This is a genomic window from Actinosynnema sp. ALI-1.44 (assembly GCF_001984155.1).
Taxonomy (GTDB): Bacteria; Actinomycetota; Actinomycetes; order Mycobacteriales; family Pseudonocardiaceae; genus Kibdelosporangium.
The window spans coordinates 597,471-622,209 of the sequence record NZ_MTQO01000054.1; the positions used below are offsets into that span (position 1 = coordinate 597,471).

Here is a 24,739-nt window from a genome sequence, read left to right on the forward strand (position 1 = left end):
ATGGTGGACTTCTCCCTCACCGAAGAGCAGCGCGAGGTCCGCGACTGGGTGCGGACGTTCGTGCGCAAGGAGATCATGCCGCTCGAGCCGGAGGTGCTGCGCCGCGAGCGGTCCGGCCGCCCGGGGGTGGAAGCCTCGGAACTGCGTGAACTCCAGTTGAAGGCCAAGGAATCCGGCTTCTGGGGCGTGCTGACGCCCGAGGAGTACGGCGGGATGAACCTCGGCGCGGTGATGGCGGCGCTGCTGGAAGCGGAGCTGGGCCGGTCCTTCGTGCAGTTCCGGTTCGGCGGCTCGGCGGACAACATCCTATTCTACGGCAACGACGAGCAGAAGGAGACGTACCTCAAGCCGACGATCTCCGGCGAGCGCAAGTCGTGCTTCGCGATCACCGAGCCCGGCGCGGGATCCGACGCCCGCGCGATCCGCGCCTCGGCCCGGCGCGACGGCGACGACTGGATCATCAACGGCGAGAAGACGTTCATCACCGGTGGCAACGAGGCCGACTTCACCATGGTCTTCGCCGTGACGGACAAGGAGAAGGGCGCGGTCACCTGTTTCCTCGCCGACCGGGAGATGGGCTGGAAGTCGCAGCCGATCGACACGATGGGCGAGTGGGGCCCGGCGGCGTTGACGTTCGACAACGTGCGCGTCCCGCACCGCAACATCCTCGGTGAGGAGGGGCGCGGCTTCGAACTGGCCATGCGGTGGATCGGCCAGGGCCGGTACCTGTTGCCCGCCAGGGCGATCGGCGCGACCGAACGTCTGCTGGAGATGGGCATCGACTACGCGAGGACCCGCGAGACCTTCGGCCTGCCGATCGCGGAGCGCCAGGCGATCCAGTGGATGATCGCGGACTCGGCCGTGGAGATCGAGGCGCTGCGCTGGCTCGTGCTGCACGCGGCGTGGCAGGTCGACCAGAAGATGGACTCCCGCCAGGCCCAGTCGATGGCCAAGCTCTACGGCGGCGTGAAGGCCAACGAGATCGTCGACCGGGTGCTGCAGATCCACGGCGGCATGGGGTACACACGAGAACTGCCGATCGAGCGCTGGTACCGCGAACTGCGCCTGCTGCGGATCTACGAGGGAACGGACGAGATCCAGCGCCGAACGATAGCCCGCAACCTCCTCAAGGGCCACGCCTCAGTCAGCGGCGCCCTGGCGTGACCTCGTCGTGAGTGGTCGTCCGGGTCAGAACCGGCCTAACCACTCACGACCTCACGACATCAGGGCTTCAGCAGCAGCCTGACTGTGAGTTCGAGGCGGGTGGCCACGTCTGTCGCCGAGGCGCGGCGGGTCACCCAGGCGACCAGATTGGACAGCCAGACGTCGCCGACCACGCGGGCTATCGCCTTGTCCTCATCGGTGGGTTCGCCTTCGTGCATGGCGCGGGTGAACATCCGCTCCATCAGCTTGCCGACGTGGTCCACCTCGGCGGCCGCCGAGGTGTCGGCGAACATGAACGCCCGTGTCATCGCCTCGGTGAGGTGGGGTTCGCGCTGCATCGCACGCGTGACCCTGCCCAGTACGAACAGAACGCGGTCGTACTGGGTCTCGCCGGGGACGCTCCCTTTCTCGATCCGCTCCTGGTTGCGCTCGAACTCGCGCGCCAGCCCGGACACGAGCAGGTGGATCTTGGAGGGGAAATAGCGGTACAGCGTGCCGAGTGCGACTTCGGCCCGTTCGGCGACGGCTCGCATCTGGACCGCGTCGTAGCCGCCCTTGGTGGCCAACGCGATCGTCGCGTCCAGGATGCGCTTGCGCCGGTCGCGCTGCGCTGCCGAGCCGAGCTCGTCGTCGCCGAGGGCGCTGATGGCACCGGAAGGCGTGGCTGTCATCGATGGGTCCCCTTGCTGAAACCTGTTCCACTTCGGTTGCCAGTGTACCGCGCCTCGGCGAATCCTACTCGCTCGTGGGGTTGAGTTCAGAACTGAAACACGTTCTATAATGACGGAGTGTCTATCACCGACGAGCAGCGCGCCATCGGCGAGTCGATCTCCGCGTGGGCGGCAGGCGCCGACGTGCTGCCGACGGTTCGTGGCGCGGACGGCGCCAAACACTGGCGTGAGCACTGGGCCGACCTCGCACACTTCGGCTTGTTCGAGATGGTCGACGGGCCGGTTGCGGACATCGCCATGGCCCTTGAGCACGTCGCGAAGGCGTTGGTGCCCGGTCCGGTGTTGCCGACCGTGCTCGCCGGTGTCCTGCTGGCTCGTGCGAAAGATTCTCAGGTTTCCCAGGAGTTTCTGCCCGGTCTGACCGAGGGCGGCGTCCCGGTCGCGCTGGGACTCGGACCCGGCGCACCCGTTGTCGGTCACGCACCGTATCTGCTGACGCGGTTGGACGACGCCTGGACGCTCGTCGAAGCCGAGCTCGTGGAACGGGACGCGCTCGACTTCTCCCGTCCACTGTCCGAGATCGAGCACCTCGGCCAACGCCACACGCTGGACGTCGACGGTGTCGAGGACCTCGCGGTGACACTGGCCGCGGCCGAAGCGGTCGGCGTCGCGGGCTGGTGCCTGGCGACAGCCGTGGCATACGCCAAAGTCCGCGAACAGTTCGGCAAGCCGATCGGCTCGTTCCAGGCCGTGAAACACCTTTGTGCGGGCATGGTGTGCCGCGTCGAAGAAGCCAGAGCGGCGGCGTGGGACGCGGCAAGGGCGGCCGACGAGGCACCGGGTGAACACCCGCTCGCGGCGGCGGTCGCGGGCGCGGTGGCACTGGAAGCCGCTGTGCGGACGGCGAAGGACTGCATCCAGGTCCTCGGTGGCATCGGCTTCACCTGGGAGCACGACGCCCACCTCTATCTGCGCCGGGCATTGGCACTCAGGGCCTTGTTCGGCGGTACCGCGTATTGGCGCCGGAAAGTCGCGCAACTCGCCATCGGCGGCGCCCGGCGGCAGGTCCGTGCGGTGTCCGAAGCGGACGCTCGGACCAGGGACCTCGTCGCGGACATCGCCGCGCTCCCGAAGGACCGGCAACGGGCCCGGCTGGCGGAAACCGGCTTGCTCGTGCCGGAATGGCCCAAGCCGTACGGCATGGACGCGTCCGCCGAGCAGCAGCTGATGATCGCCGACGAGCTCCGCCGCGCGGGCGTGAGCAGGCCGGACCTCGTGATCGGGGCGTGGGCCGCGCCGACGGTCCTGCGGCACGGCACCGACGAGCAACGGGACCGGTTCGTCTGGCCGACCCTGCGCGGCGAGATCACCTGGTGCCAGCTTTTCAGCGAACCCGAGGCAGGCTCCGACCTGGCATCGCTCCGGACTCGTGCGGTCAAAGCGGACGGCGGCTACCACCTGCACGGCCAGAAGGTGTGGACCTCGCGGGCGGGGGAGGCCGACTGGGCGATCTGCCTGGCCCGCACGGACTCCGATGTGCCCAAGCACAAGGGAATCACCTACTTCCTGGTGGACATGCGGTCCGCGGGCATCACAGTTCGGCCGTTGCGGGAGATCACCGGCGACGCCATGTTCAACGAGGTCTTCCTGGACAACGTTTTCGTGCCGGACGACTGCGTGGTCGGACAACCGGGTGACGGCTGGAAGCTGGCGAGGACGACGCTCGCCAACGAACGGGTCGCCATGGGTGGCGGCTCCTCGTTCGGCGCGGAGGTGGAAACGCTGTTGTCCACCGCGGAAACCCGGGGCGCGGAGCCGGAGAAGCTCGGCGAACTGGTGGCAGGTGGTCTGGTCGTCTCGTTGATGGACCAGTTCGGCACTGACCCGAGCATCCGCAAACTGGTCGGCGTCCAGCACCGGCAAGCCGTCGCGGAAGCCACGTTCGATCTGTACGGCGCGGACGGGGCGCTGGCCGACGTCGCGGCCGGGGCGATTCACACGTTCCTGATGACGCGGTGCCTGAGCATCGCCGGTGGCACCACCCAGATCCTGTCGACCCTTGCCGCGGAACGAGTTCTCGGCCTACCGAGAAGCTAGGAGGTGGGCGTGGACTTCACGTTCGACGAAACGCAGCGCGAGATCGCCGAGTTGACCGCCGCGGTGCTGCGCCGCGATCCCGACCAGGCGTGGAAAGCCCTCGGCCAGGCCGGCTTGCTGACGTTGGGCACACCGGAACGGCTCGGCGGTGACGGCCTTGGCGTGATCGAGACGTGCCTGGTGCTGTCCGAGGTCGGCAGGGCAGGCGTGATCACCCCGGCGATGGCGACCTTGGCACTGGGCGTGCTGCCCGTCGTCCACATGGGAACGGCCGACCAGCAGGATCGCCTGCTGGGCGAACCGGGCGTGATCACCGCGGCACTGGACGGCCGGGTGGAAGCCCACGACGGTCGGCTCACCGGGCACAAGACCCACGTCCTCTACGCGGAGGACGCGACGGCGATCCTCGTGGCCGCCGACACCGGCGTGTACATCGTGGACTCGGCCGATGTGACCACGACGAAGACGTATTCGTCGAGCGGAACGCCGGAGTACACCCTCGATCTGGTCGACGTGCAAGGCGAACGGCTCGGCGAAACGGCCACTCTGCGGGCGTTCGCCGTGGCCGGAGCCGCTGCCGTCGGCGACGGACTGCTGGCGGGTGCGTTGCGGTTGACCACCGAGCACGTTCGGACACGCGAGCAGTTCGGCAAACCGCTGGCGGCGTTCCAGGCCGTGGCACAGCAGATCGCGGACGTGTACGTCGCCGCGCGGACCCTGCACCTGGCCGTCTGGTCCGCGATCTGGCGCCTGCACAGCGGCCTGGACGCCGGCCTGGCGACGGACGTGGCGGCGTACTGGCTCGCCGAAGAACTCCCGCGCGCCATGCACACCTGCCACCACCTGCACGGCGGGATCGGCGTCGACATCACCTACCCGATGCACCGCTACTACTCGCTGAGCAAGGACCTCGTTCGGTTCGTCGGCGGCGCGGAGCAGAGGCTCGACCGATTGGGGGCGCGGTGTTCGTAGACCTGACCGAGGAGCAGCACGCGCTGCGCACCGAACTGCGGGCGTACTTCGAGAACCTGCTGACGCCGGAGCAGCGGACCGAGATGATGGTCGACCGGCACGGCCCGGTGTACCGGGACCTGATCCGGCGGATGGGATCCGACGGCTGGCTGCGTGACACGACCGACGTGAACCGGCAGATCTTCGTCAACGAGGCCGCCAGGGCCGACATCCCGTTGCCGTACGTGACGCTGCAGACCGTCGGTCCCACGTTGAAGTCCTTCGGTTCGGCGGCCCAGAAGGAGTACTTCCTGCCGAAGATCGAGGCAGGGGAGGTGCATTTCGCGATCGGGTACACCGAACCCGAGTCCGGCACCGACCTGGCTTCGTTGCGGACCACCGCGGTCCGGGACGGCAGTGACTACGTCGTCAACGGCCAGAAGATCTTCACGACCGGTGCGCACGACGCGGACTACATCTGGCTGGCCTGCCGCACCGATCCGCAGGCGCCACGGCACAAGGGCATCTCGATCCTGATCCTGGACACGAAAGCGCCCGGCTACTCGTGGACGCCGATCATCACGTGCGACGGTGCCCACCACGTCAACGCCACCTACTACAGCGACGTGCGTGTCCCGGCGGACATGCTGGTGGGCAAGGAGAACGATGGCTGGAAGCTGATCACCACCCAGCTCAACCACGAGCGGATCATGCTCGGCCCGGCGGGCCGGATCGCCGGGTTCTACGACCGGGTCCACGAATGGGCAGCGCAACGCGATCTGCTCAACCGGCCGGACGTGCGACGAGCACTGGCCGAGACCCGTGCGGTGGTCGAGGTCAACGAGCTGCTCAACGGCCAGGTCGCGTCGTCCGAACTGGACGTCGCCGACGCCTCCGTGACCAAGGTCTTCTCCTCCGACCGGACGCAGCGGATCGGGCGGCTGATGGAGGAGATCGTCGGCAGGTACGGCGATCCCGCCGATCCGCGGACCGCCGAGCTGGTGCGGTGGCTGGACGTGCAGGCGAAACGGAACCTGGTCCTGACGTTCGGCGGTGGTGTGAACGAGATCCAGCGCGAGCTCATCGCCACCGCCGGTCTGAAACTGCCGAGGGTGCCCCGATGAACGCTGCGATCGAAGCCGAGGCCGCCCGGCTCAAGGAGCTCGGCGAGAGCAAACCGCGCCTGGCCAGGGATCCGGTCAACGAGCCGATGATCAACAACTGGACGGAGGCGCTGGGCGACCGCAACCCCGTGTACCCGGAGCTCGCCCCGCCCGCGATGGTCCAGGTCTGGACGATGTACGGCCTCAACGGCGTCCGTGACGACGACGACCCGCTGGGGGCGATGACCAAGGTGCTCGACGACGCCGGATACACCTCGGTCGTCGCCACCAACTGCGAACAGACCTATCACCGGTACCTGCGACCCGGTGAGCAGCTGGCCGTGACCACCCGGTTGTCCGATGTGGTTGGTCCCAAACGGACCGCGTTGGGCGAGGGGTGGTTCGTGACCACGTTGAGCACGTGGTACGTGGACGACGAGCCGGTCGCCGAGATGATGTTCCGCGTCCTGAAGTTCAAGCCGCCGGAGCCGACCGGATCGGTGATCCGCCCGCTGGTCAACCAGGACACCGAGTTCTTCTGGGCGGGAACGGCCGCACGCGAGCTGCGGGTCCAGCGATGCCCGGACTGCCAGGCGCTACGGCACCCGCCGGGGCCGTTCTGCCCGCGTTGCGGCAGCGGGACGCCGGACTACGTGGTGTCTTGTGGCCGTGGCGAGATCTTCAGCTATGTGGTGCACCACCATCCGCCGGTGCCGGGCAAACGCTTGCCCATCGTGATCGCGCTGGTGGAACTCGAGGAAGGCGTGCGAATGCTGGGTGAGCTGCTCGACGTGTCCCCGGACGACGTCCGGATCGGCCAGCCGGTCACCGTCGACTGGTCGCGAGTGGACAGTGACCTCACCCTGCCGGTCTGGCGGGCGGTGCCATGACCGAGCTGCCGGAACTCGCCATCGACACGACCGCGACGTTCGTGGTCAGCACGGCACTGGCCACCCGCGACTTCCAGGACGTGCACCACGACAGGGACGCGGCCGTCGCCCGCGGGTCGAAGGACATCTTCCTCAACATCCTCACCACGACCGGGCTGGTGCAGCGGTTCGTCACCGACTGGGCCGGTCCGCGCGCGTTGGTGCGCAACGTGTCCATCCGGCTCGGTGTCCCGTGCTACGCGGGCGACACGTTGGTCTTCTCCGGCACGGCGAAGCCCGACGGGCCGGACACCGTGGTCGACGTGGTCGGCAAGTGTTCACTCGGTGATCACGTGACCGGAACGGTCCGGGTGAGCGCGCCATGAGGACACTGTCCGGCGCGGCCGCGATCGCCGGGATCGGGGCGACGGAGTTCTCCAAGCAGTCGGGTCGCACGGAACTGCGGCTGGCCGTCGAGGCGGTCAGGTCGGCACTGGCCGACGCGGGCCTCGAACCATCCGATGTGGACGGTCTGGTCACGTTCACGATGGACTCGAACTCGGAGATCGCGGTCGCGCGGGAACTGGGTGTACCGCGGTTGAGCTTCTTCAGCCGGATCAACTTCGGCGGCGGCGCGGCGTGTGCGACCGTGCAGCAGGCGGCGATGGCGGTCGCGACGGGCGTCGCCGATGTCGTGGTCTGCTACCGCGCGTTCAACGAGCGGTCCGGCCACCGGTTCGGACGGGTGTCCGCGGCCGTGGCGTCCGCGCCGACCACGAACGGGATCGACGCGTCGTGGTCGTACCCCATGGGACTGGGCACGCCCGCCGCCGACGTCGCCATGTTCGCCCGCCGCTACCAGCACGTCTACGGTGCGACGTCGGAGGATTTCGGCCGGGTGGCGGTGGCCGACCGCAGGCACGCCGCAGTCAACCCGAACGCGTGGTTCCACGGCAAGCCCATCACGCTGGCCGACCACCAGGCGTCACGCTGGGTGGTCGAACCATTGCACCTGCTCGACTGCTGCCAGGAAAGCGACGGCGGTGTCGCGTTGGTGGTGACGAGCGTCGAGCGCGCCCGCGACCTGCCCCATCCACCGGCTGTGATCGCCGCGGCGGCACAGGGTAGTGGTTCGGACCAGTTCGTGATGACGTCGTACTACCGGGACGATCTGCTCGGACTGCCCGAGATGCGTGTGGTCGGGGACCAGTTGTGGGCCCAGTCGGGGCTGCGGCCCGACGACATCTCGGTCGCCGTGCTGTACGACCACTTCACCCCGTTCGTTCTGGTCCAGCTGGAAGAACTCGGTTTCTGCCGACCCGGTGAGGCACGCGATTTCATCGCCGACGGCGCGATCGAAATCGGCGGGCGGCTGCCGGTGAACACGCACGGCGGGCAACTCGGTGAAGCCTATATACATGGGATGAATGGCATCGCCGAAGCGGTCAGGCAGATTCGTGGCACGTCGTACAACCAGGTCGACGGGCCTGTCCTGGTCACCGCGGGAACCGGGGTGCCGACGAGCGGACTGATAGTCAGCCGGTGACCGATCTACTAGTCTGGCCCGGTGCGTCGCATCGCCCTGCCGTTCGTGTTCGTCCTTGCCTTGCTCGGCGTCGCCGCCATCCCGGCTTTCGCGCCGACAGCAAGCAGGACCGGAAAGCCGGTGGTGGACGAGCACGAGCTCACACTGGTCGCGATGGTCAAACCGGGCGCGGCATCGGGTTTCCTGCCGCACAACGGCGATATGGAACAGATGATCACGGTGTCGGCGCCGGATCACTCCGCGACAACGGCCAAACTCAGTGCGTGGTCGCTCGTGAACGGCGAGTGGAAGCGTGAGATCGGCCCGCTGAACGCGTTTGTCGGCACGGCTGGAATGGGAGCGACGCAGGAAGGGATTTCCCGCACGCCGACAGGTGTTTTCGGACTGACCGAGTCGTTCGGCATCGCGCCGAACAACGGCACCCGCCTGCCGTACTTCAAGGTCGACGAGCAGGACTGGTGGGTCAGCGACACCGCGGCACGCGAGTACAACAAACACTTCCGGTGTGCGGTGGGCAAATGTCCGTTCAACGAACGCGCGGGTGAACGCCTGATCACCGCGGGTGCCGTTTACAACCACGCGGTCGTGATCGACTACAACCGCGACCCCGTCAGGCCGGGCGCCGGTTCGGCGTTCTTCCTGCACGTCTCGGCGGGCAAGCCGACCGCGGGCTGCGTCTCGGTCGACGCGGCCGAACTCGACAAGATCATGCGCTGGCTGGACCCGGCGAAGAAACCCGCGATCAACATAGGGTGAGCACGGTGTCCGTGAGCACCGGGCGGTCACCGGCCGAACACGTCACGAGCAACCGCTTGTCCTCCTGCCACACCCGGCTGCGCAGCGTCTCACCGGGGAAGACGACACCGGCGAACCGCGTGGCGAACCCGGCGACCTGACTGACGTCACCGCCCAGGATCCCGTCGGTCACGGCCTTGCAGACCATTCCGTACGTGCACAGCCCGTGCAGGATCGGCTTGGGGAACCCGGCCGCCGCGGCGAACCGCGGATCGGAGTGCAAGGGGTTGCGATCGCCGCACAGCCGGTAGAGCAGCGCCTGCTGGGGGAGCGTCGGCGTGTCCAGCACGAAGTCCGGCTCGCGGTCCGGCAGGTCGATCGAGGTCGACGGCCCACGGGAACCGCCGAAACCGCCCTCGCCACGCGCGAAGATGCTGGACCTCGTGGTGTACAACGGCTCACCGGCGGTGTCGACGGCCGTCGACTCCTGGACGATCACGGCCGCTTTGCCCTTGTCGAACACGTCGGTGATCTGCGTGCGGACCGTGGCCGTCGCCGCGCTGGGCAACGGCCGGTGCACGGTGATCTCCTGCTGGCCGTGCAACACCTTCGCCAAGTCGATCTCCACACCGGGAAAGGACACCTTGGGCGCCTCGGTCTGCCGGAGGTTCGGCGCGATCACGCCGAACGTCGGCAGCACGTGCAGGTCCTGCTCGGTGGTGTACCGCAGCTCCACATCGGACATCGGATCCGCCCCGGCACCCAGCGCCAGGTGGTACAGCATGACATCGGGCTGAGTCCACGAGAACGTGGTCTCGCCGACCAGTGCGCCGATCGCGACCGACGGGTCGATGGGCATGGCACTCCTCAGCTGTACGTGATCTTGACGGTGTCGGTGACCGGCAGCGACTGGCAAGCCAGCACGATACCCTCGTCCAGGTCCTCCTGGTCGAGGATCTCGTTCTGCAGCATCTTCACCTCGCCCTGCTCGATCCGGCAGGCGCACGCGCTGCACGCGCCCTCCCGGCACGAGTACGGCGCCTTGATGCCCTTCTCCAGCAGCAGGTCCAGCAGCTTCTTGTTGCGCGGCCACTGCAGGGTGTGCTGTTCGTCGTCGAGTTCCACCTCGACCGTCGCTTCGTCGCCCTCGGCCGGTTCTTCGACGGTTTCCTCGAACGGGTTGCCGGACAACGAGATGAACCGTTCGACGTGGATCCGGTCGCGTGGTACGCCCATCGAACGCAACGCCTGCGAGACCACGTCCATGAACGGTGTCGGTCCACACAGGAACGACTGGAACCCGGTGAACGGCCGCAGCGCGGTGAGGTGGCGCGGCGTCGGCAGGCCCTGCAACGACTCCAGCCAATGGATGACCATGAACCGGTCGGGGTGCTCGTCGGCCAGCTCTCGCAGTGCGGACGCGAAGATCACCGAGGACTCGTCCCGGTTGGCGTACACCAGGACCACCCGGCCGCTGCCTTTCGACAGCGCGGACTTGATGATCGAGATCACCGGCGTGATCCCGCTGCCGCCAGCGAACAGCAGCAGGTTGTCGTCCAACGAACTCGGCGTGAAGATCCCCGCTGGTGGCAGGATGTCCAGCACGGTCCCGGCGCGGACGTTGTCGCACACCCACGCCGATCCGTAGCCGTCCGGGATCCGCTTGATCGTCACCTGGGGACGGTCGTCCGCGTGCGGCGAACTCGACAGCGAGTAGCACCGGGCGACCGGGCCGCACCGCAGGGTGAGGAACTGGCCAGGCCGGTAGTCGAACTCCGCGTCGAACACCACCGAGACCGCGTCCGCCGTCTCCTGGATCACCTCCGCGACCGTGACCTGCTGGTACTCAGCCATCGGGGACCTCGAGCAGACCTTCGGCGACAAGGGATTCGATGCTCGCGCGCAACTTCGAGCACGTGTCGAGCAACGCGGACGGCTTGTTCTGCGCGGCGTACTCCGGGCAGCTGTCGGTCGACGTCTGCCACTGGATGCTCGTGTGGTGCTGGCTGCTCTTCTTGACCAGCACGCACGTCCCGCACGCCGTGCACTCCACCGGCCGCAGCCCGTCGGCGAGGAACCCGCGCCTGTCGGCGGTGGTCTGCGCCGAGACGTCGGCGACCGGTGCCTTCGCCCACATCACACACCGGCTTCCTTGCGGCGCGCGAGGTTCTCCGCGACCTCGCGTTCCCACGCCTCGTTGGCCTTCGTCGTGTCCACTTCGAACTCGAACCGCCGTGTCATGTCGTCGCTGACTTCCTCGACGTCGACGTAGAACTGCTCGTACCAGCGGCGCAACTGGTAGACCGGGCCGTCCTCCTCGCACAGCAGCGGGTTGTCGATCCTGGTCTTGTTCTTCCAGATCTCCACGTCCTGCAGGAAGCCGACCTTGAAGCTCTTGGCGAACTTGCCGGCCACCTTGTCGGCCATCTCGTCGTCGAGTCCGGGCAGCTTCTTGACGATCAGCCCGTACTGCAGCATGAACGAGTTGTGCGTGATCGGGTAGTGGCAGTTGATCAGGACGGTCTCGACCTCGATGCCCTTGTAGTCGTTCCACAGGTAGTTGATCATGTAGGACGGGCCGTAGTACGACGCCTCCGAGCGCAGCAGGTTGTCCTCACCGGCGTAGTTGCCGGTGTTCTGCTTGCCGTTCGGGGCCACGTCGGGACGGCCGCGGGAGTTGAGGTACTGGGTGGCGATGTGCCCGTCGAAGATGTTCTTGAAGTAGGTCGGGAACGCGAAGTGGATGTAGTAGAAGTGGGCCATGTCGACCATGTTGTCGATGATCTCGCGGCAGTGGGAGCCCTCGATCCGGATCGTGTCCCACGTCCAGTTGCTCCAGCCGTCCTCGTAGGCACCCGGCACCCGCGGGATCGAGACGCTCTCCGGCGGCGGGTTGCCCTGCGGGTCGTGCCAGATCAGCAGTTGGCCGTTCTGCTCAAGAGTGGTCCACGCCCTTGTCCGCGCTCGTAACGGAACCCGCTTGGCGTACGGGATCTCCACGCATCGGCCCTTGCCGGACCAACGCCAGTCGTGGAACGGGCACGCGATGTTGGCGCCCTTGACCGTGCCCTGGCTCAGGTCGCCGCCCATGTGCCTGCAGTAGGCGTCGAGCACGTTGAGCTCGCCGTCCTCGCCCTGGAACACCACGAGTTTGGTGCCGAACGCCTCGATCGCGTGCGGCTTGCCGTCCTTGAAGTGCTGTGCCAGGCCGATGCAGTGCCAGCCCCTGGCGAACCTGGTCGGCTCCGTGCCGACGTCGATGGTCCGGATCTCGTCACCAGTCATCGCTTGCTCCCCTTGCGGTGTACCGCAATGTCGAGTGCGGCCAGGTACCCGAATGTCATAGCGGGGCCGATGGTCGCGCCCGGACCCGCGTAGGTTCGGCCCATCACGGCCGCGCTGGCGTTGCCCGCCGCGTACAGGCCTTCGATGATCGATCCGTCCTCACGCAGGACACGTGCTGTCGAGTCGGTCCGCAGCCCGCCCTTGGTGCCCAGGTCGCCCGGCACGATCCGGACCGCGTAGAACGGCGCGACTTCCAGCGGGGCGAGGCACGGATTGGGGCGGTTGCGCGGGTCTCCGTAGTACTTGTCGTATGTGGACTCGCCGCGCCGGAACTCCTCGTCCTTCCCGGTCCGCGCGAAGCCGTTGAACCGCTGCACGGTGTCGGTCAGGCCGTCGGGGGACACGTCGATCTGTTCGGCGAGTTCCCGCAGCGTCGACGCCTTGACCACCGCGCCCGCCTTGTACCAGCGGCCGGGGAACGGCTGCCCCGGGTACAACCCGGCGAACATGTACCTGTTGCGGTAGCGCTGGTCGGCGATCAGCCAGGTCGGGAAGTTCTTGGCCGGTCCGTCTCCGTCGCCGTACATGGCGTGCACCGCGTCCACATAGGGCGCTGCCTCGTTGACGAACCGCTTGCCTTCGGCGTTGACCATGAGGCAGCCGGGCAACGTCCGCTCGGCCAGGCAGAAGTACGGTCCACCGCTGAGCAAGATCGACGGGCCCCACCAGGCGTCGTCCATCAGGTCCACCGCCGCACCGAGTCGCAGACCCGCTTCGATGCCGTCGCCGGTGTTCTCCAGCGCACCGACCGTCCACTGTGTGCCGATCGGTTCGCGCTGGTACTTCTTACGCAACTGCTCGCTGCGCTCGAAGCCGCCGGACGCCAGCAGCACGCCGTGCCGCGCCGAGACGACGAACTCCGTGCCGCCTTGGCGGACCCGGACACCGGTGACCCGGTCGCCCTTGGTCTCCAGGTCCACGAGCGCGGTTTCCAGCCACACCGGGACATCGGCCTTGGCCAGTCCGGCCCGCAGGCCGCCAGCCAGTGCCTGACCCATCGCGAGCAGTCTGCGGTTGCGGACCTTGGCCGTGAAACCACGGGCGCCGACCCGGAGCGCGCGCAGCACGCCTCGGGGGTGCCTGCGGACCAGGTTGAGCCAGCGGTAGTCGGCCTGGGTCACCGCGACGTCCATCGGCGAGGCCAGGTACGGCCGGTTCAGCGTGGCCAGGTGGGCCCCGATCAGGCTCGCGGGCATCGGCTTCGGCTCGATCGACCGGCCGCCCGGCATCCCGCCGGGCGCCTCGGGGTAGTAGTCCGAGTAGCCCTTCACCCACTTGAACTCCAGCGGCGTGTTGGCCAGGACGAAGTCGAGCATCTCCGGGCCGTGCGCCAGCACGGTCCGCTTCAGGTCGGCTGGTACGACGTCCCCGACGATGTGGTCGAGGTACGCGCCTGCCGCTTCGGGCGTGTCGGGCACGCCGGAGTTCAGGATCACCCGGTTGTTGGGGATCCAGACACCGCCGCCCGACCGGGCCGTCGAGCCGCCGTAGGTCGGCGCCTTCTCCAGCACCACGGTGCTCAGCCCGTTGCGGGCGGCGGCGAGCGCGGCGGTCATCCCGGCTGCCCCGCTGCCGACGACAACGAGGTCGAACTCGGCTGGCTCGGTCATCTCCACCTCCACGGCCAATACTAGAACAGGTTATAGAAATGGCCGTCAAGGCGCTATGGTGTCTCCAGATTCGAGCACCCTGAGGCGAGGTCTGAGCGTGCAGAAACGTGTTTCACCAGACTGGGACGACAGTGCCGACGTCGTGATCGTCGGCTTCGGCGCGGCCGGAGCGTGTGCGGCGATCGAGGCGGCAGGCGCGGGAGCCGATGTGCTGGTGCTTGACCGGTTCACCGGCGGCGGCGCGACCGCGATGTCCGGTGGCGTCGTCTACGCGGGCGGCGGCACCCCGCAGCAGACCGCAGCGGGCATTCCGGACACTCCGGACGCGATGCTGAAGTACCTGCGACTGGAGACCGGCGATGTGGTGGCCGAGCGGACCCTGCGCGGGTTCGTCGACTCCAGCGTGGACATGATCGCCTGGCTGGAGAAGCAGGGCGTGCCGTTCGACGCCAGCCTCTGCCCGTACAAGACGTCCTACCCGAGCAACAAGCACTACCTGTACTACTCCGGCAGCGAGTCGGCGGGCGGATTCCGTGACGCCGCGCCACCCGCCGCCCGGGGGCATCGGACCAAGGGCAAGGGGACCTCGGGAAAGGTGTTCTTCGCCCGGCTCGCGGAGGCCGCGACCAGGGGCGCGCGAGTCCGGACGCAAACCTTCGCGCGTCGCCTGGTCACCGAGGGCGGGCGGGTTGTCGGTGTTGAGTGTTCCCAGCTCAGCGGGTGGGCCGCCTATCGACATCGGGTGTACGGCAAGTACGCGGCCAAGCCGGGGTTGTATGTACCGTTCCTGCGTCGGGCGCTGAACCGGCGGGTCAAACGACTGGAACACCGTTACGGAAAGCCGTTGCGGGTCGAGGCCCGGCGTGGCGTGGTCCTGGCAGCGGGTGGGTTCGTGGCCAACCGCGAGATGATGCGCGAGCACGCTCCCGACTACCGGCGTGGCCTGGCCCTGGGCACCGTGGCCGACGACGGCACCGGGATCCTGATGGGTACCGAGGCAGGTGGCGCGACCGCGCATTTGGACCGGGTGTCCGCGTGGCGGTTCATCAGCCCGCCCAGTGCGTTCCTCGGCAGTCTCGCCGTGTCGGAGGCTGGCGAGCGCATCGGTGACGAGTCCCGGTACGGCGCGGCCCTGGGGCACGACATGGTCACCCGGCACAGCTCGCGGGGCTGGCTGTTCGTGGACAGCGCGTTGGTCGCCGAGGTGCGCAAGCAGTTGCGCTCGCAGACCGTGTGGTTCCACCGGTTGCAGACCAAGTTCCTGCTGGGACGGGAGCGCGTCAGCGGGGCCACCGTGGAAGAGGTCGCCCGCAAGGCAGGCGTCGACCCGGCCGGGCTCCTCGCGACCGTCGAGGCGCACAACGCCGCCGCGCTGGCCGGAAAACCCGACCCGGCGGGCAAACCAGCCGAGTTCGTGCGGGCGCTGGACTCGCCGCCGTACTCGCTGCTGGACATCTCGATCAAACCCAGCCTCGGCTATCCGTGCCCGATGCTCACGCTCGGCGGGCTCGTCGTCGACGAGGACACCGGCGCGGTCCGCCGGGACGACGGCACGGCCGTCGAAGGCCTGTACGCCGCGGGCCGCACCGCCGTCGGGATCTGCTCGAACTCCTACGTCAGCGGACTGTCGCTGGCCGACTGCGTGTTCTCCGGCCGGAGAGCGGGCAACAGTGCGAGTGTAAGGAGAACCAGTGCTCACGGCTGACCAACGCATCGACGCGGCGGACCGGCTGTACGAGGCCGAACGCGATCGGTCGCCGATCCGGCCGCTTGTTCTGGACTACCCGGACATCGACGCGGTGGACTCGTACGAGATCCAATTGCACAACATCCGGCGCAGAGCACGGCCGGTGCTCGGCCACAAGGTCGGCCTGTCGTCCGAGGCGATGCAGCAGATGATGGGCGTGGACGAACCGGACTACGGCCATCTGCTCGACGACATGGCCCTGGCCGAGGACGCCGACGTGGACACCGGGCGGTACTGCTACCCCCGCGTCGAGGTCGAAGTCGGGTTCGTGCTCGGTGCCGACCTGCCCGGCGAGGGCTGCACGGAAGAAGACGTGCTGCGGGCCACGGAGTTCCTCGCGCCCGCGATCGAGCTGATCGACAGCCGGATCGTCGACTGGAAGATCAGCCTGCCGGACACCATCGCGGACAACGCTTCCTCAGCGGGCTTCGTGCTGGGTGCCGCGCGTGTCCGGCCGTCCGATGTGGATGTCCGGGCGATCGACGCGGTGTTGTGGCGCAACGGCGAAGAGGTCGCCAAGGGGCGGTCGGACGCCGTGCTCGGCAACCCGGTGACCGCGGTGGCGTGGCTCGCGGGCAAGGTCGCGAGCTTCGGCGTCCGGTTGGAAGCCGGTCACATCGTGCTGCCCGGTTCGTGCACACGGGCGATCGACGCGCGGCCTGGTGATTCGTTCCGTGCCGAGTTCTCCGGGCTTGGTGATGTCTCGTTGACGTTCGGGGGTGTCTGATGGGTGTACCTGCCGCGATCGTCGGTTCCGGCAACATCGGGACCGACCTGTTGTACAAGCTCAAGCGCAGTCCGGTGATCGATCCTGTGTGGATGGTGGGGATCGACCCGGACAGCGAGGGTCTCAAACGCGCCGCGTCGCTCGGCCTCGAGACCACAGCGGACGGTGTGGACACGCTGCTGTCCAGCGCCAATCCGCCGAAGCTGGTCTTCGAGGCGACCTCGGCGTACGTCCACCGCGCGAACGCGCCGCGCTACGAGGAAGCCGGGATCAAAGCGATCGACCTGACGCCGGCCGCGATCGGGCCGTACGTCATCCCGCCGGTCAACCTCGACGAACACATCGACGCGTCGAACGTCAACCTGATCACGTGCGGCGGCCAGGCCACGATCCCGATCGTGGCGTCCGTGTCACGCGTGGTCCCCGTTGCCTACGCCGAGATCGTCGCGTCGGTGGCGTCCGTCTCGGCGGGCCCGGGGACGAGGGCGAACATCGACGAGTTCACCCGGACGACGAGCCGGGGGATCGAGGTGATCGGCGGCGCCGAACGCGGCAAGGCCATCATCGTGCTGAACCCCGCCGACCCGCCGATGATCATGCGCGACACCATCATCTGCGCCATCCCCGACGACGCCGACCATGCCGCGATCGCCGCGTCCGTCACGTCCATGGTGGCCGATGTGGCGTCGTACGTGCCCGGCTACCGGTTGCTCAACGAGCCGCAGTTCGACCCGGCCGAGGGCAACGCACCCGCTCGCGTGACGGTCTTCGTCGAAGTGGAGGGTGCGGGTGACTTCCTGCCGCCCTATGCGGGAAACCTGGACATCATGACCGCTGCTGCCGTTCGTGTCGGTGAAAGGATTGCCCATGCTCAGGATCACGGACACGTCGCTGCGGGACGGCTCGCACCATAAGCGCCACCAGTTCACTCCTGCCGAAGTGACGTCCATTGTGGCCGCGTTGGATGACGCGGGCGTGCCGGTCATCGAGGTGACCCACGGCGACGGGCTCGGCGGTTCGTCTTTCACCTACGGCTTCAGCAAGACCCCGGAGCAGGAGCTGATCAGCGCCGCCGCGAGGACGGCCAAGCGCGCGAAGATCGCGTTCCTGATGCTGCCCGGCGTCGGCGTGAAGGACGACATCCTGGTGGCGCAGGACAACGGCGCGTCGATCTGCCGGATCGCCACGCACTGCACCGAGGCTGACATCGCGGTTCAGCACTTCGGCCTGGCACGCGAACGAGGCCTGGAAACCGTCGGGTTCCTGATGATGGCCCACTCCCAGCCGCCCGAGGTGATCGCCAAACAGGGCCGGATCATGGCCGACGCCGGGTGTCAGTGCGTCTACGTCGTGGATTCCGCGGGTGCCCTGGTGCTCGAACAGGTCAGCGACCGGGTCACCGCGTTGATCGAGGAACTGGGCGACGACGCCGAAGTCGGGTTCCACGGGCACGAGAACCTCGGTTTGTCGGTGGCCAACTCGATCGTCGCGATCCGCGCCGGGGCACGGCAGATCGACGGCAGCGCCCGCCGGTTCGGCGCGGGCGCGGGCAACACGGCGACCGAGGCGCTGGTCGGTGTGTGCGACAAGCTCGGGATCGAAACCGGCATCGACTTCTTCAAGATCGTCGACGCGGCCGAGGACGTGGTGCTGCCCGCGATGCCCGAGGAGTGCAAACTGGACCGGATGGCCCTGCTGATGGGCTACGCGGGTGTCTACTCCAGCTTCCTCAAGCACGCGTACCGGCAGGCGGAGCGCTACGGTGTCTCCGGCGCGGAAATCCTTGTCCAGGCAGGGAAACGCAAGCTCGTCGGCGGCCAGGAGGACCAACTGGCCGACATCGCCATCAACCTCGCGGCTACGCTGGCCGAGTGAGCTCGCTCAAACGCGGAATGGTGCCGCTGCCGGACCGGGCGGCTGCCTTGTTGGCGTCGGTGGATGCGCCGTCACGACTGACGGCGCATCTTCGCGTTGTCCACGATGTGGCGTGTCACCTGCTGGACTGGCTCGAAGTCCGCTACCCGGCCGTCGCCGTGGACAGGGAAGCCGTCCAGTTCGGCGCCGCGACGCACGACATCGGCAAGGTGCTGTATCCCGCTGAGCTCTCCGGACCAGGTTCCCAGCACGAACCGGCCGGGTACGAGTTGTTGATCGAGCACGGCGTGGCGGAGCGGCTGGCCAGGTTCGCCAGGACGCACGCGGCCTGGACCGAACCCGGCATCGAACTGGAAGACCTGCTGGTCAGCCTCGCCGACAAGATCTGGAAGGCCAAGCGCGTCCCTGACCTGGAGAACCTCGTGGTGCAGCGGCTGCAAGGCGAGCCGTGGGAAGTGTTCATGGCCTTGGACGAAGTCCTCGACCGGATCGCCACGGACGCCGACTGGCGGATCGCGTACCAGAGCTCCTAGACGCCAAACCAGGACGGGCCGATGCGCGACCGGGAGCGATCGAACTCAACGAACCGTAGGACGCACACGCATGCGCAGAGTCCTAGGCAGATCGTGCACAGGTGCAGCCCAACCCTGATCGGCAAGCGGCGAACGACAAGGTGCGCGGCTCGCGCGCATGCGCAGAGGTGGGCTTCGGGGGTGTCTCCTGCCCGTCGGCCTGGGCGAAGCCAACCGCGGACTGTCAGGAGGTCCGCCTACTTTCTCGCGAGCCCGGCGACAGCCGTACGGACCTCTTGACTGTTCGTGGTTCCCTTGGGCAGGTCGACGGGCAGGGGACACCGCCGCCCCCGACACACCCCAGGTCACTGCACCACAACCGGACGAGCACAGGCCCCGGGGAAACCTCCTGCCCCGAGGTCTGCTCCCGGCGAGGGACCTTCTTTCTGTGCCTGGTCCGCGCCGCGACCGTCGAAGAACACACTGGAGTCGCGGCGGTGAAAAGAAGCCCCTCGCCGGGAGCAGACCTCCAGGCAGGAGGACTCCCGCCGTGTTCGTCCCCGCGCAGACTTGGGATGTCCCGGGGGTTCAGGGCGCGGGCGTCCCCTGCCCGTCGACCTGCCCAAGGGAACCACGGACTGTCAAGAGGCCGGTACGGCTATCGCTGTTCGTTGCTTGTGCAGGCCGACCTCTGGACAGCCCGTGGTTGGCTTCGCCCAGGCCGACGGGCAGGAGACACCCCCGAAGCACCACTCTGCGCTTGCGCGCAAGCTGCCTTCTCTGCGCTGCGCTCGCCTGCGCGCGAGTTGGTTGGGGTTGGCGGCGTCAGTGGGTTACTCAGTCCGCCGCAGGGACGTTGTCCGTGTTGTTCGAGCGCTTCACCGACTCCAGCAGTAGTTGCGACACGTCCTTGACCGCGACGCCCTCGCCAAGCCCTTCACTCTGCCGTGCGGTCAGACCGTCGTTGATCATCACTCGGCAGAACGGGCACCCGGTCACCACTGTGTCCGTACCCGTGGTGAGCGCCTCGTCCACGCGCTCCTCGTTGACGCGCTTGCCGATCCGCTCTTCCATCCACATTCGGGCACCACCGGCGCCACAGCACAGCGAGCGATCAGCATGCCGTGGCATCTCGGTCAGTGACGCACCCGCCGCGCCGATCAGTTCACGCGGTGGCGTGTAGACCTTGTTGTGCCTGCCCAGGTAGCACGGGTCGTGGTACGTCACGCCCGGTCCCTGCGGGTCCGCCGCTGCGACCGGTGTCAGCTTGCCTGCCTGGACCAGCCTGTTCAGCAGTTGCGTGTGGTGGATGACCTCGTAGTTCCCGTCCAGTTGCGGGTACTCGCGGCCCAGTGTGTTCATGCAGTGCGGACACGTCGTCACGATCTTGCGTTGCAGGGGTTCCCTGCCTTCGAAGACCGCGTTGAGCATCTCCACGGTCTGCTGGGCCATCATCTGGAAGAGGAACTCGTTGCCTGACCGCCGCGCCGGGTCACCCGTGCAGCTTTCCTCCTTGCCCAGCACCACGTAGTTCACGCCCGCCAGGTGGAGCAGTTCCGCTGTCGCGCGGACTGTCTTGCGCGCGTTGTCGTCGAACGCCCCCGCGCAGCCGATCCAGTACAGGTACTCCACATCGGACGCCAGTTCGCCGTCGAACACCGGCACCTCGAAGTCGAGGCCCTTGGCCCAGTCCATCCGCTCGTTGTTGTTCTGGCCCCAGGGGTTTCCCTTGGTCTCCAGGTTGCGGAACAGCGTTCCCAGCTCCGTCGGGAACTCCGACTCGATCATCACCTGGTAGCGGCGCATGTCGACGATGTGGTCGACGTGCTCGATGTCCACCGGGCACTGCTCCACGCACGCGCCACACGTCGTGCACGACCACAGCACGTCCGGGTCGATCACGCCGCCTGCCTCCAGCGTCCCCACCAGCGGCCTTCCGCCCTGGTCACCCGGTACGCGGGGGAATCCCGCCTCGGGCACGTGGTGCGGGTCGTTCTGCTCGACCACGTCCACCGCGTCCGACGGCTCCTTGCCACCGATCAGGTACGGCGCCTTCGCGAACATGTGGTCGCGCAGGTCCATGATCACCAGTTTGGGGGACAACGGCTTGCCCGTGTTCCACGCCGGGCACTGGGACTGGCAGCGGCCGCACTCCGTGCACGTGGCGAAGTCCAGCATGCCCTTCCAGGTGAAGTCCTCGATCTTCCCCCGGCCGAACACGTCGTCCTCGCCCGGGTCCTCGAAGTCGATGGGCTTCCCGTTCGACTTCATCGGCAGCAACGGGCCGAGGCCGTCCGGCAGGCGCTTGGCCGTGACGTTGACCGGTGCCAGGAAGATGTGCAGGTGCTTGGAGTGCAGCACGATGATCAGGAAGCTGAGCATCACGCCGATGTGCAGCAGCAGCCCGACGGTCTCGATGACCTCGTTGGTGCCGTGGCCGAGCGGTTCCAGCAGGTTGCCGACCCCGAGCGAGACGAACGCGCCGTCGTCGTACGGGAAGTTGCCCGCCGCCGCGGACGCGCCGCGGAACAGGAACATCGTCCAGACCACGTTGAAGATCATGACCAGGATCAGCCACGCGCCACCGGTGTGCGAGCCGTAGAACCGCGACTTGCGTTCCTTGCGCTCCGGTGACTGCCTGATCCGCAGGATCGCGAAGACCACCAGCGACACGGCGACCATCACGGCGATGAAGTCCTGCAGGAAGCCGAGCACCGACCAGTGGCCGATGAACGGGATCGCGAACTTGTCGTAGAACAGCGCGCCGTACGCCTCGAGGTACACCGACGCGAGGATCACGAAGCCCCAGAACGTGAACAGGTGCGCGATACCGGGCACCGACCACTTCAGCAGCTTGCGCTGGCCGAACACCTCCGCGAGGTGCGCGGCGACGCGTTTGCCCAGATTGTCGGACCGGTCGTTGTCGGGCTGGCCCGACCGGATCAACCGGTTCAGCCAGAGCACCCGCTGCGCGGCGAACCCAAGCCCGACGACGGTCATCAACAGACCAAGAACGAGACGAACGACCACGTAGACCCAACCTCGTCAGTGTGAGCTTGTGTAGTAACGGCACGCCTTGCACGCGTACCGCATCTTCGCAATCCGCCACCGCGGTCCGTCACCCGGACAAACCCCGAGCCGATCGTAAGGCCGCACTGGCTGATGCGCTTCATAACGCTCGGTGGCCCGTCCGAGATACGCCCTTCTGACGACAAGTCCGCGCCGGGCCGCGCTGCGTGACCGCGCCGAGTCCCGGCAGAACTGGTGCACGAGACCGAGCCCCGGCAGTCCGCCGAGGTCGTTCACCTGGTCGACGACGCCGTAGCCGGGATGCTCGTGTTCGCTGGTGAGCAGGACCGGCAGATCGCAGTAAGCACACCGGGAGCCACACGCAAGGCACTGTGCCAACGCGTGTCGCATGAGTGAGCCTCCCTGTGACCGGCGCCACTTTCTCAGGAAGCGTACTCATGATTCTTTACCGGTCGGTACCACCCAATCGGGCTAGTTGCGCACTCGGTGGTCGCGGGCGGCCTGGGTGACGGCGTGGTCGAGGAGGCTTCCCGGCAGGTGCGACCGCTCGCCGTCCGTCGACCGCACGGGGAGGAGTTCCGCGTCCTTGGCCGTGTCTCCGACCGTCGCCCGCCATGCCGTGGCAGCCTGCTCGACGTCGTCGAAAAGGCCGGGCTCGACCAGTTCGATTGGTGGATCAGCGGGGGTTCACGCTGTGCCGGAGGTTGACCCACTGTCGTGGGGTCAGCACGAGCACCGGACCGGTCGGGTCCTTGGAGTCGCGGATGGCTGTGCTGTCCGCTAAGAGGGCTACCTCAACGCATGCTCCGCCGTTGTCGCCGCTGTGGCTGCTTTTCCGCCACACCGCGTCGGAGAGGTCCAGTGTCATGCGCTCGCTCGATTCGCGTCTCGTCGGCCATACACAGGATCAGGTCCCGAGACTCCACGGGCCCCGGAGCGGCGGCCTGCAGGCGGTTCCACAACCCAGTGTATGCCCGCACGGCGTCCGGGCGATCGAGGTAATCGGCGTCAATCAAGTCCTCCACATAGACGACATCGGATGAGGCGTCGTGGTCGAACCTCAGCATGATGAAGTTGATCCATGCGGCACCGAACGTCTGAGCATCGAACGGAAGCACCTGTAGTTCGACGTTCGGCTGCGCGGCGACTTCGGCTATCCGGGCCAGCTGATCGCGCATGATCGACGGGTCACCGATGTTCCGGCGGAGCGCCGACTCGCTGATGATGAAACGCAGCAGCACTTCGTTGTCCAGGATCGACTGCCGTTCCAGCCGCACCTCGACCTGCCGTTCGACCTCGTCATCGGTGGCCCGAGGCCGCGCGGTCGCGAGCATCGAGCGGATGTATGCCTCGGTCTGCAGCACGCCCGGGACGATTTCGGCCTGGTACCAACGCAACTCCGACGCGTCCTGTTCGAGGTCGAGGTACTGTCGGAACCAGTTGGGAATCACATTGCGGTACCCGCTCCACCGTCCGCGCTGCCTCCCGGCGCGGGCGAGGTCTCGCATGCCGTCGCACAAACTCCTGTCGACCTTGTAGTACTTGAGCAGCACGTTGAGATCGGTGATCTTGATCCCGCTCTGGCCGAGTTCGAGGCGGCTGATCTTGGTGGACGCCGCGTCGATCTGCTCGGCGGCTTCGTCCTGCGTCCTGCCCGCTTCCTCGCGGGCGCGCCGCAACGCGTTGCCCAGTCGGCGTCGTTGAATGGTCGGGGTTGTCACAGGTGCCTATATTGGACTTCCGGCCAAGCGCTGGCGAGCGCTTTCATTCGATCGTGGGAACTTTGTGGCAGGAGTCCGGATTCGGCGTGAAGATCCTGAGTGGGAGCCTATTTTAGGGAGCCGTGGTGTTTCAGGAGCTGGATGAGGCCGTGCAGGGAACGCTCGCGGTGCTGGAGCGAGTGGCCGCCGAGGGCGATGACCATGCGGCGGCCGCCCTTGCCAGGACAGAGGTCGCGCCGTTGGTCCGAGCAGTGCGTGTGCTCTTGCGGGAGCACCGTCCTGACGAGAACGGCTGCTGCGCGGTGTGCCGTCGGCGTTGGTGGCAATGGCGACGGCCGAACGTGCCTTGTCGTGTCTATCTGGCCGCGCGTCTGGCGTTGCTTGACGAACCCGACGCGGGTGCGCGGCACGCGTTGCGGATCGTCTGATGCTCAAGGTTGAACAACAGCGGTTGGCGGATGCGTCGCCGGTCACCGGCACGATGCGCGTGGCCGTCTGGGACATCGAGGGCCGGGATACCGATTTGCGGCGCCTCGCGCGGACCGTGTCGGCTGACGTGGTCTGCGTTCTCGGGATATCCGGATCGGCTGAGGATGGCCGACTGGGCCTGCTCGCGCGGGAGTGGGGCATGTCCGCTCATGTGGCGCGCGATCCCGCTGGCGACAACGTGGTGATCTTCACTGGATGCCGCGTCGAAGTACGCGAGTTCCTGGCCGCACCGACAGCGGTCGCCATCGTGCGGGCTGACGGCTGGGAGTTGACAGTCGTGGCGACCGACTTGTGTGGCGTGGACACCGGAGCCCAGTTCCGGCACATCCGCGCATTGTCGAACCTCACCGGAGACGTCATCCTGTGCGGTTGCTTCCTGGGTATCGATCATTTGCTGACCACGGCAGGTTTCCGGAACGCGGCTGGCGAATCCGTGTGGGTGGCCTCCGGCTTGCTGGACTACGTGGTGGCCGACCCCGCTGCCCGAAACGTGTCTGATCGCGGCCCGGTGGCAATCACCTTGTATCGACCCGGTGGGGAATGACCG

Annotated in this window: 25 protein-coding genes; 16 read left to right on the forward strand and 9 right to left on the reverse strand. The window is 67.4% G+C overall.

All coding sequences use genetic code 11. The features are described from left to right. Positions 1-3 precede the first annotated feature (3 nt). The gene (locus tag ALI144C_RS49720) at positions 4-1,164 is read left to right on the forward strand and encodes an acyl-CoA dehydrogenase family protein (RefSeq protein ID WP_076994858.1); all 1,161 of its coding nucleotides are present in this window, start codon (positions 4-6) and stop codon (positions 1,162-1,164) included. Positions 1,165-1,223: 59 nt separating this feature from the next. Here ALI144C_RS49720 and kstR read toward each other — a convergent pair whose 3' ends face one another. Then, positions 1,224-1,835 (reverse strand): cholesterol catabolism transcriptional regulator KstR, encoded by a 612-nt coding sequence (kstR, locus tag ALI144C_RS49725; protein ID WP_076994270.1) that lies wholly within the window; start codon positions 1,833-1,835, stop codon positions 1,224-1,226. Positions 1,836-1,952: 117 nt separating this feature from the next. Here kstR and ALI144C_RS49730 point away from each other — a divergent pair, with 117 nt between their 5' ends. From ALI144C_RS49730 to ALI144C_RS49760, 7 genes are read left to right on the forward strand one after another with little or no spacing between them, the layout of a single operon-like run. Then, on the forward strand, positions 1,953-3,932 hold the full coding sequence (locus tag ALI144C_RS49730) for an acyl-CoA dehydrogenase (protein ID WP_083754076.1): 1,980 nt from the start codon (positions 1,953-1,955) through the stop codon (positions 3,930-3,932). A 9-nt stretch (positions 3,933-3,941) separates the two neighbouring features. After that, complete coding sequence (locus ALI144C_RS49735; RefSeq protein ID WP_076994860.1) at positions 3,942-4,904, forward strand: acyl-CoA dehydrogenase family protein; 963 nt, start codon at positions 3,942-3,944, stop codon at positions 4,902-4,904. Next, positions 4,895-6,007, forward strand: a complete 1,113-nt coding sequence (locus ALI144C_RS49740; protein WP_076994271.1) for an acyl-CoA dehydrogenase family protein — start codon at positions 4,895-4,897, stop codon at positions 6,005-6,007. The genes ALI144C_RS49735 and ALI144C_RS49740 overlap by 10 nt, the downstream gene beginning before the upstream one ends. After that, positions 6,004-6,876: a bifunctional MaoC family dehydratase N-terminal/OB-fold nucleic acid binding domain-containing protein gene (locus ALI144C_RS49745; protein WP_076994272.1), complete on the forward strand. Its 873-nt coding sequence runs from the start codon at positions 6,004-6,006 to the stop codon at positions 6,874-6,876. The genes ALI144C_RS49740 and ALI144C_RS49745 overlap by 4 nt, the downstream gene beginning before the upstream one ends. Continuing rightward, complete coding sequence (locus ALI144C_RS49750; protein WP_076994273.1) at positions 6,873-7,241, forward strand: MaoC family dehydratase; 369 nt, start codon at positions 6,873-6,875, stop codon at positions 7,239-7,241. The genes ALI144C_RS49745 and ALI144C_RS49750 overlap by 4 nt, the downstream gene beginning before the upstream one ends. Further along, entirely contained in the window at positions 7,238-8,401 is a 1,164-nt protein-coding gene (locus tag ALI144C_RS49755; protein WP_076994274.1) for a lipid-transfer protein, read from the forward strand. Before ALI144C_RS49750 ends, ALI144C_RS49755 begins: the two co-directional genes overlap by 4 nt. A gap of 21 nt (positions 8,402-8,422) precedes the next feature. Then, on the forward strand, positions 8,423-9,157 hold the full coding sequence (locus ALI144C_RS49760; RefSeq protein ID WP_237774685.1) for a L,D-transpeptidase family protein: 735 nt from the start codon (positions 8,423-8,425) through the stop codon (positions 9,155-9,157). Here the strand turns inward: ALI144C_RS49760 and ALI144C_RS49765 are convergent. The 5 genes from ALI144C_RS49765 to kstD are packed head-to-tail and all read right to left on the reverse strand — an operon-like array spanning position 9,144 to position 14,091. Next, entirely contained in the window at positions 9,144-9,995 is an 852-nt protein-coding gene (locus ALI144C_RS49765; RefSeq protein WP_076994275.1) for a MaoC/PaaZ C-terminal domain-containing protein, read from the reverse strand. The genes ALI144C_RS49760 and ALI144C_RS49765 overlap by 14 nt on opposite strands. A gap of 8 nt (positions 9,996-10,003) precedes the next feature. After that, the gene (locus ALI144C_RS49770; protein WP_076994276.1) at positions 10,004-10,990 is read right to left on the reverse strand and encodes a ferredoxin--NADP reductase; all 987 of its coding nucleotides are present in this window, start codon (positions 10,988-10,990) and stop codon (positions 10,004-10,006) included. Beyond that, entirely contained in the window at positions 10,983-11,273 is a 291-nt protein-coding gene (locus tag ALI144C_RS49775; RefSeq protein ID WP_076994277.1) for a hypothetical protein, read from the reverse strand. The genes ALI144C_RS49770 and ALI144C_RS49775 overlap by 8 nt, the downstream gene beginning before the upstream one ends. Continuing rightward, positions 11,273-12,421 carry a Rieske 2Fe-2S domain-containing protein gene (locus tag ALI144C_RS49780; RefSeq protein WP_076994278.1) on the reverse strand — a complete coding sequence of 383 codons (1,149 nt, stop codon included), beginning with the start codon at positions 12,419-12,421 and terminating at the stop codon, positions 11,273-11,275. Before ALI144C_RS49780 ends, ALI144C_RS49775 begins: the two co-directional genes overlap by 1 nt. Further along, positions 12,418-14,091 carry a 3-oxosteroid 1-dehydrogenase gene (gene kstD, locus ALI144C_RS49785; protein ID WP_076994279.1) on the reverse strand — a complete coding sequence of 558 codons (1,674 nt, stop codon included), beginning with the start codon at positions 14,089-14,091 and terminating at the stop codon, positions 12,418-12,420. The genes ALI144C_RS49780 and kstD overlap by 4 nt, the downstream gene beginning before the upstream one ends. 97 nt (positions 14,092-14,188) lie before the next feature. Between kstD and ALI144C_RS49790 the strand changes: the two genes are divergently transcribed. Genes ALI144C_RS49790 through ALI144C_RS49810 form a run of 5 tightly spaced genes read left to right on the forward strand, consistent with a single transcriptional unit; the run spans position 14,189 to position 18,973 of the window. Beyond that, the gene (locus ALI144C_RS49790; RefSeq protein ID WP_076994280.1) at positions 14,189-15,796 is read left to right on the forward strand and encodes an FAD-binding protein; all 1,608 of its coding nucleotides are present in this window, start codon (positions 14,189-14,191) and stop codon (positions 15,794-15,796) included. Then, positions 15,783-16,565, forward strand: coding sequence for a 2-keto-4-pentenoate hydratase (locus tag ALI144C_RS49795; protein WP_076994281.1), 783 nt, complete (start codon positions 15,783-15,785; stop codon positions 16,563-16,565). The genes ALI144C_RS49790 and ALI144C_RS49795 overlap by 14 nt, the downstream gene beginning before the upstream one ends. Further along, positions 16,565-17,479 (forward strand): acetaldehyde dehydrogenase (acetylating), encoded by a 915-nt coding sequence (locus ALI144C_RS49800; protein ID WP_076994282.1) that lies wholly within the window; start codon positions 16,565-16,567, stop codon positions 17,477-17,479. The genes ALI144C_RS49795 and ALI144C_RS49800 overlap by 1 nt, the downstream gene beginning before the upstream one ends. Continuing rightward, positions 17,433-18,440, forward strand: a complete 1,008-nt coding sequence (dmpG, locus tag ALI144C_RS49805; protein ID WP_076994283.1) for a 4-hydroxy-2-oxovalerate aldolase — start codon at positions 17,433-17,435, stop codon at positions 18,438-18,440. The genes ALI144C_RS49800 and dmpG overlap by 47 nt, the downstream gene beginning before the upstream one ends. Beyond that, on the forward strand, positions 18,437-18,973 hold the full coding sequence (locus ALI144C_RS49810; RefSeq protein ID WP_237774686.1) for an HD domain-containing protein: 537 nt from the start codon (positions 18,437-18,439) through the stop codon (positions 18,971-18,973). Before dmpG ends, ALI144C_RS49810 begins: the two co-directional genes overlap by 4 nt. Positions 18,974-19,789: 816 nt before the next feature. Here ALI144C_RS49810 and ALI144C_RS49815 read toward each other — a convergent pair. Continuing rightward, positions 19,790-21,982: a (Fe-S)-binding protein gene (locus tag ALI144C_RS49815; protein WP_076994284.1), complete on the reverse strand. Its 2,193-nt coding sequence runs from the start codon at positions 21,980-21,982 to the stop codon at positions 19,790-19,792. A gap of 234 nt (positions 21,983-22,216) precedes the next feature. Here ALI144C_RS49815 and ALI144C_RS56475 point away from each other — a divergent pair, with 234 nt between their 5' ends. Beyond that, positions 22,217-22,378 (forward strand): hypothetical protein, encoded by a 162-nt coding sequence (locus ALI144C_RS56475; RefSeq protein WP_193441291.1) that lies wholly within the window; start codon positions 22,217-22,219, stop codon positions 22,376-22,378. Positions 22,379-22,658: 280 nt separating this feature from the next. Here the strand turns inward: ALI144C_RS56475 and ALI144C_RS49825 are convergent, their stop codons facing one another. Next, entirely contained in the window at positions 22,659-22,850 is a 192-nt protein-coding gene (locus ALI144C_RS49825) for a DUF397 domain-containing protein (protein ID WP_076994286.1), read from the reverse strand. Next, the gene (locus ALI144C_RS49830) at positions 22,777-23,703 is read right to left on the reverse strand and encodes a helix-turn-helix domain-containing protein (protein ID WP_083754078.1); all 927 of its coding nucleotides are present in this window, start codon (positions 23,701-23,703) and stop codon (positions 22,777-22,779) included. Before ALI144C_RS49830 ends, ALI144C_RS49825 begins: the two co-directional genes overlap by 74 nt. A 125-nt stretch (positions 23,704-23,828) precedes the next feature. Here ALI144C_RS49830 and ALI144C_RS49835 point away from each other — a divergent pair, with 125 nt between their 5' ends. Both ALI144C_RS49835 and ALI144C_RS49840 read left to right on the forward strand, forming a co-directional pair. Beyond that, on the forward strand, positions 23,829-24,131 hold the full coding sequence (locus ALI144C_RS49835; protein ID WP_237774687.1) for a hypothetical protein: 303 nt from the start codon (positions 23,829-23,831) through the stop codon (positions 24,129-24,131). After that, a complete protein-coding gene (locus tag ALI144C_RS49840) occupies positions 24,131-24,736 on the forward strand; it encodes a hypothetical protein (RefSeq protein WP_076994289.1) in 606 nt (201 codons plus the stop codon). Before ALI144C_RS49835 ends, ALI144C_RS49840 begins: the two co-directional genes overlap by 1 nt. The last annotated feature ends 3 nt before the right edge of the window (positions 24,737-24,739 follow it).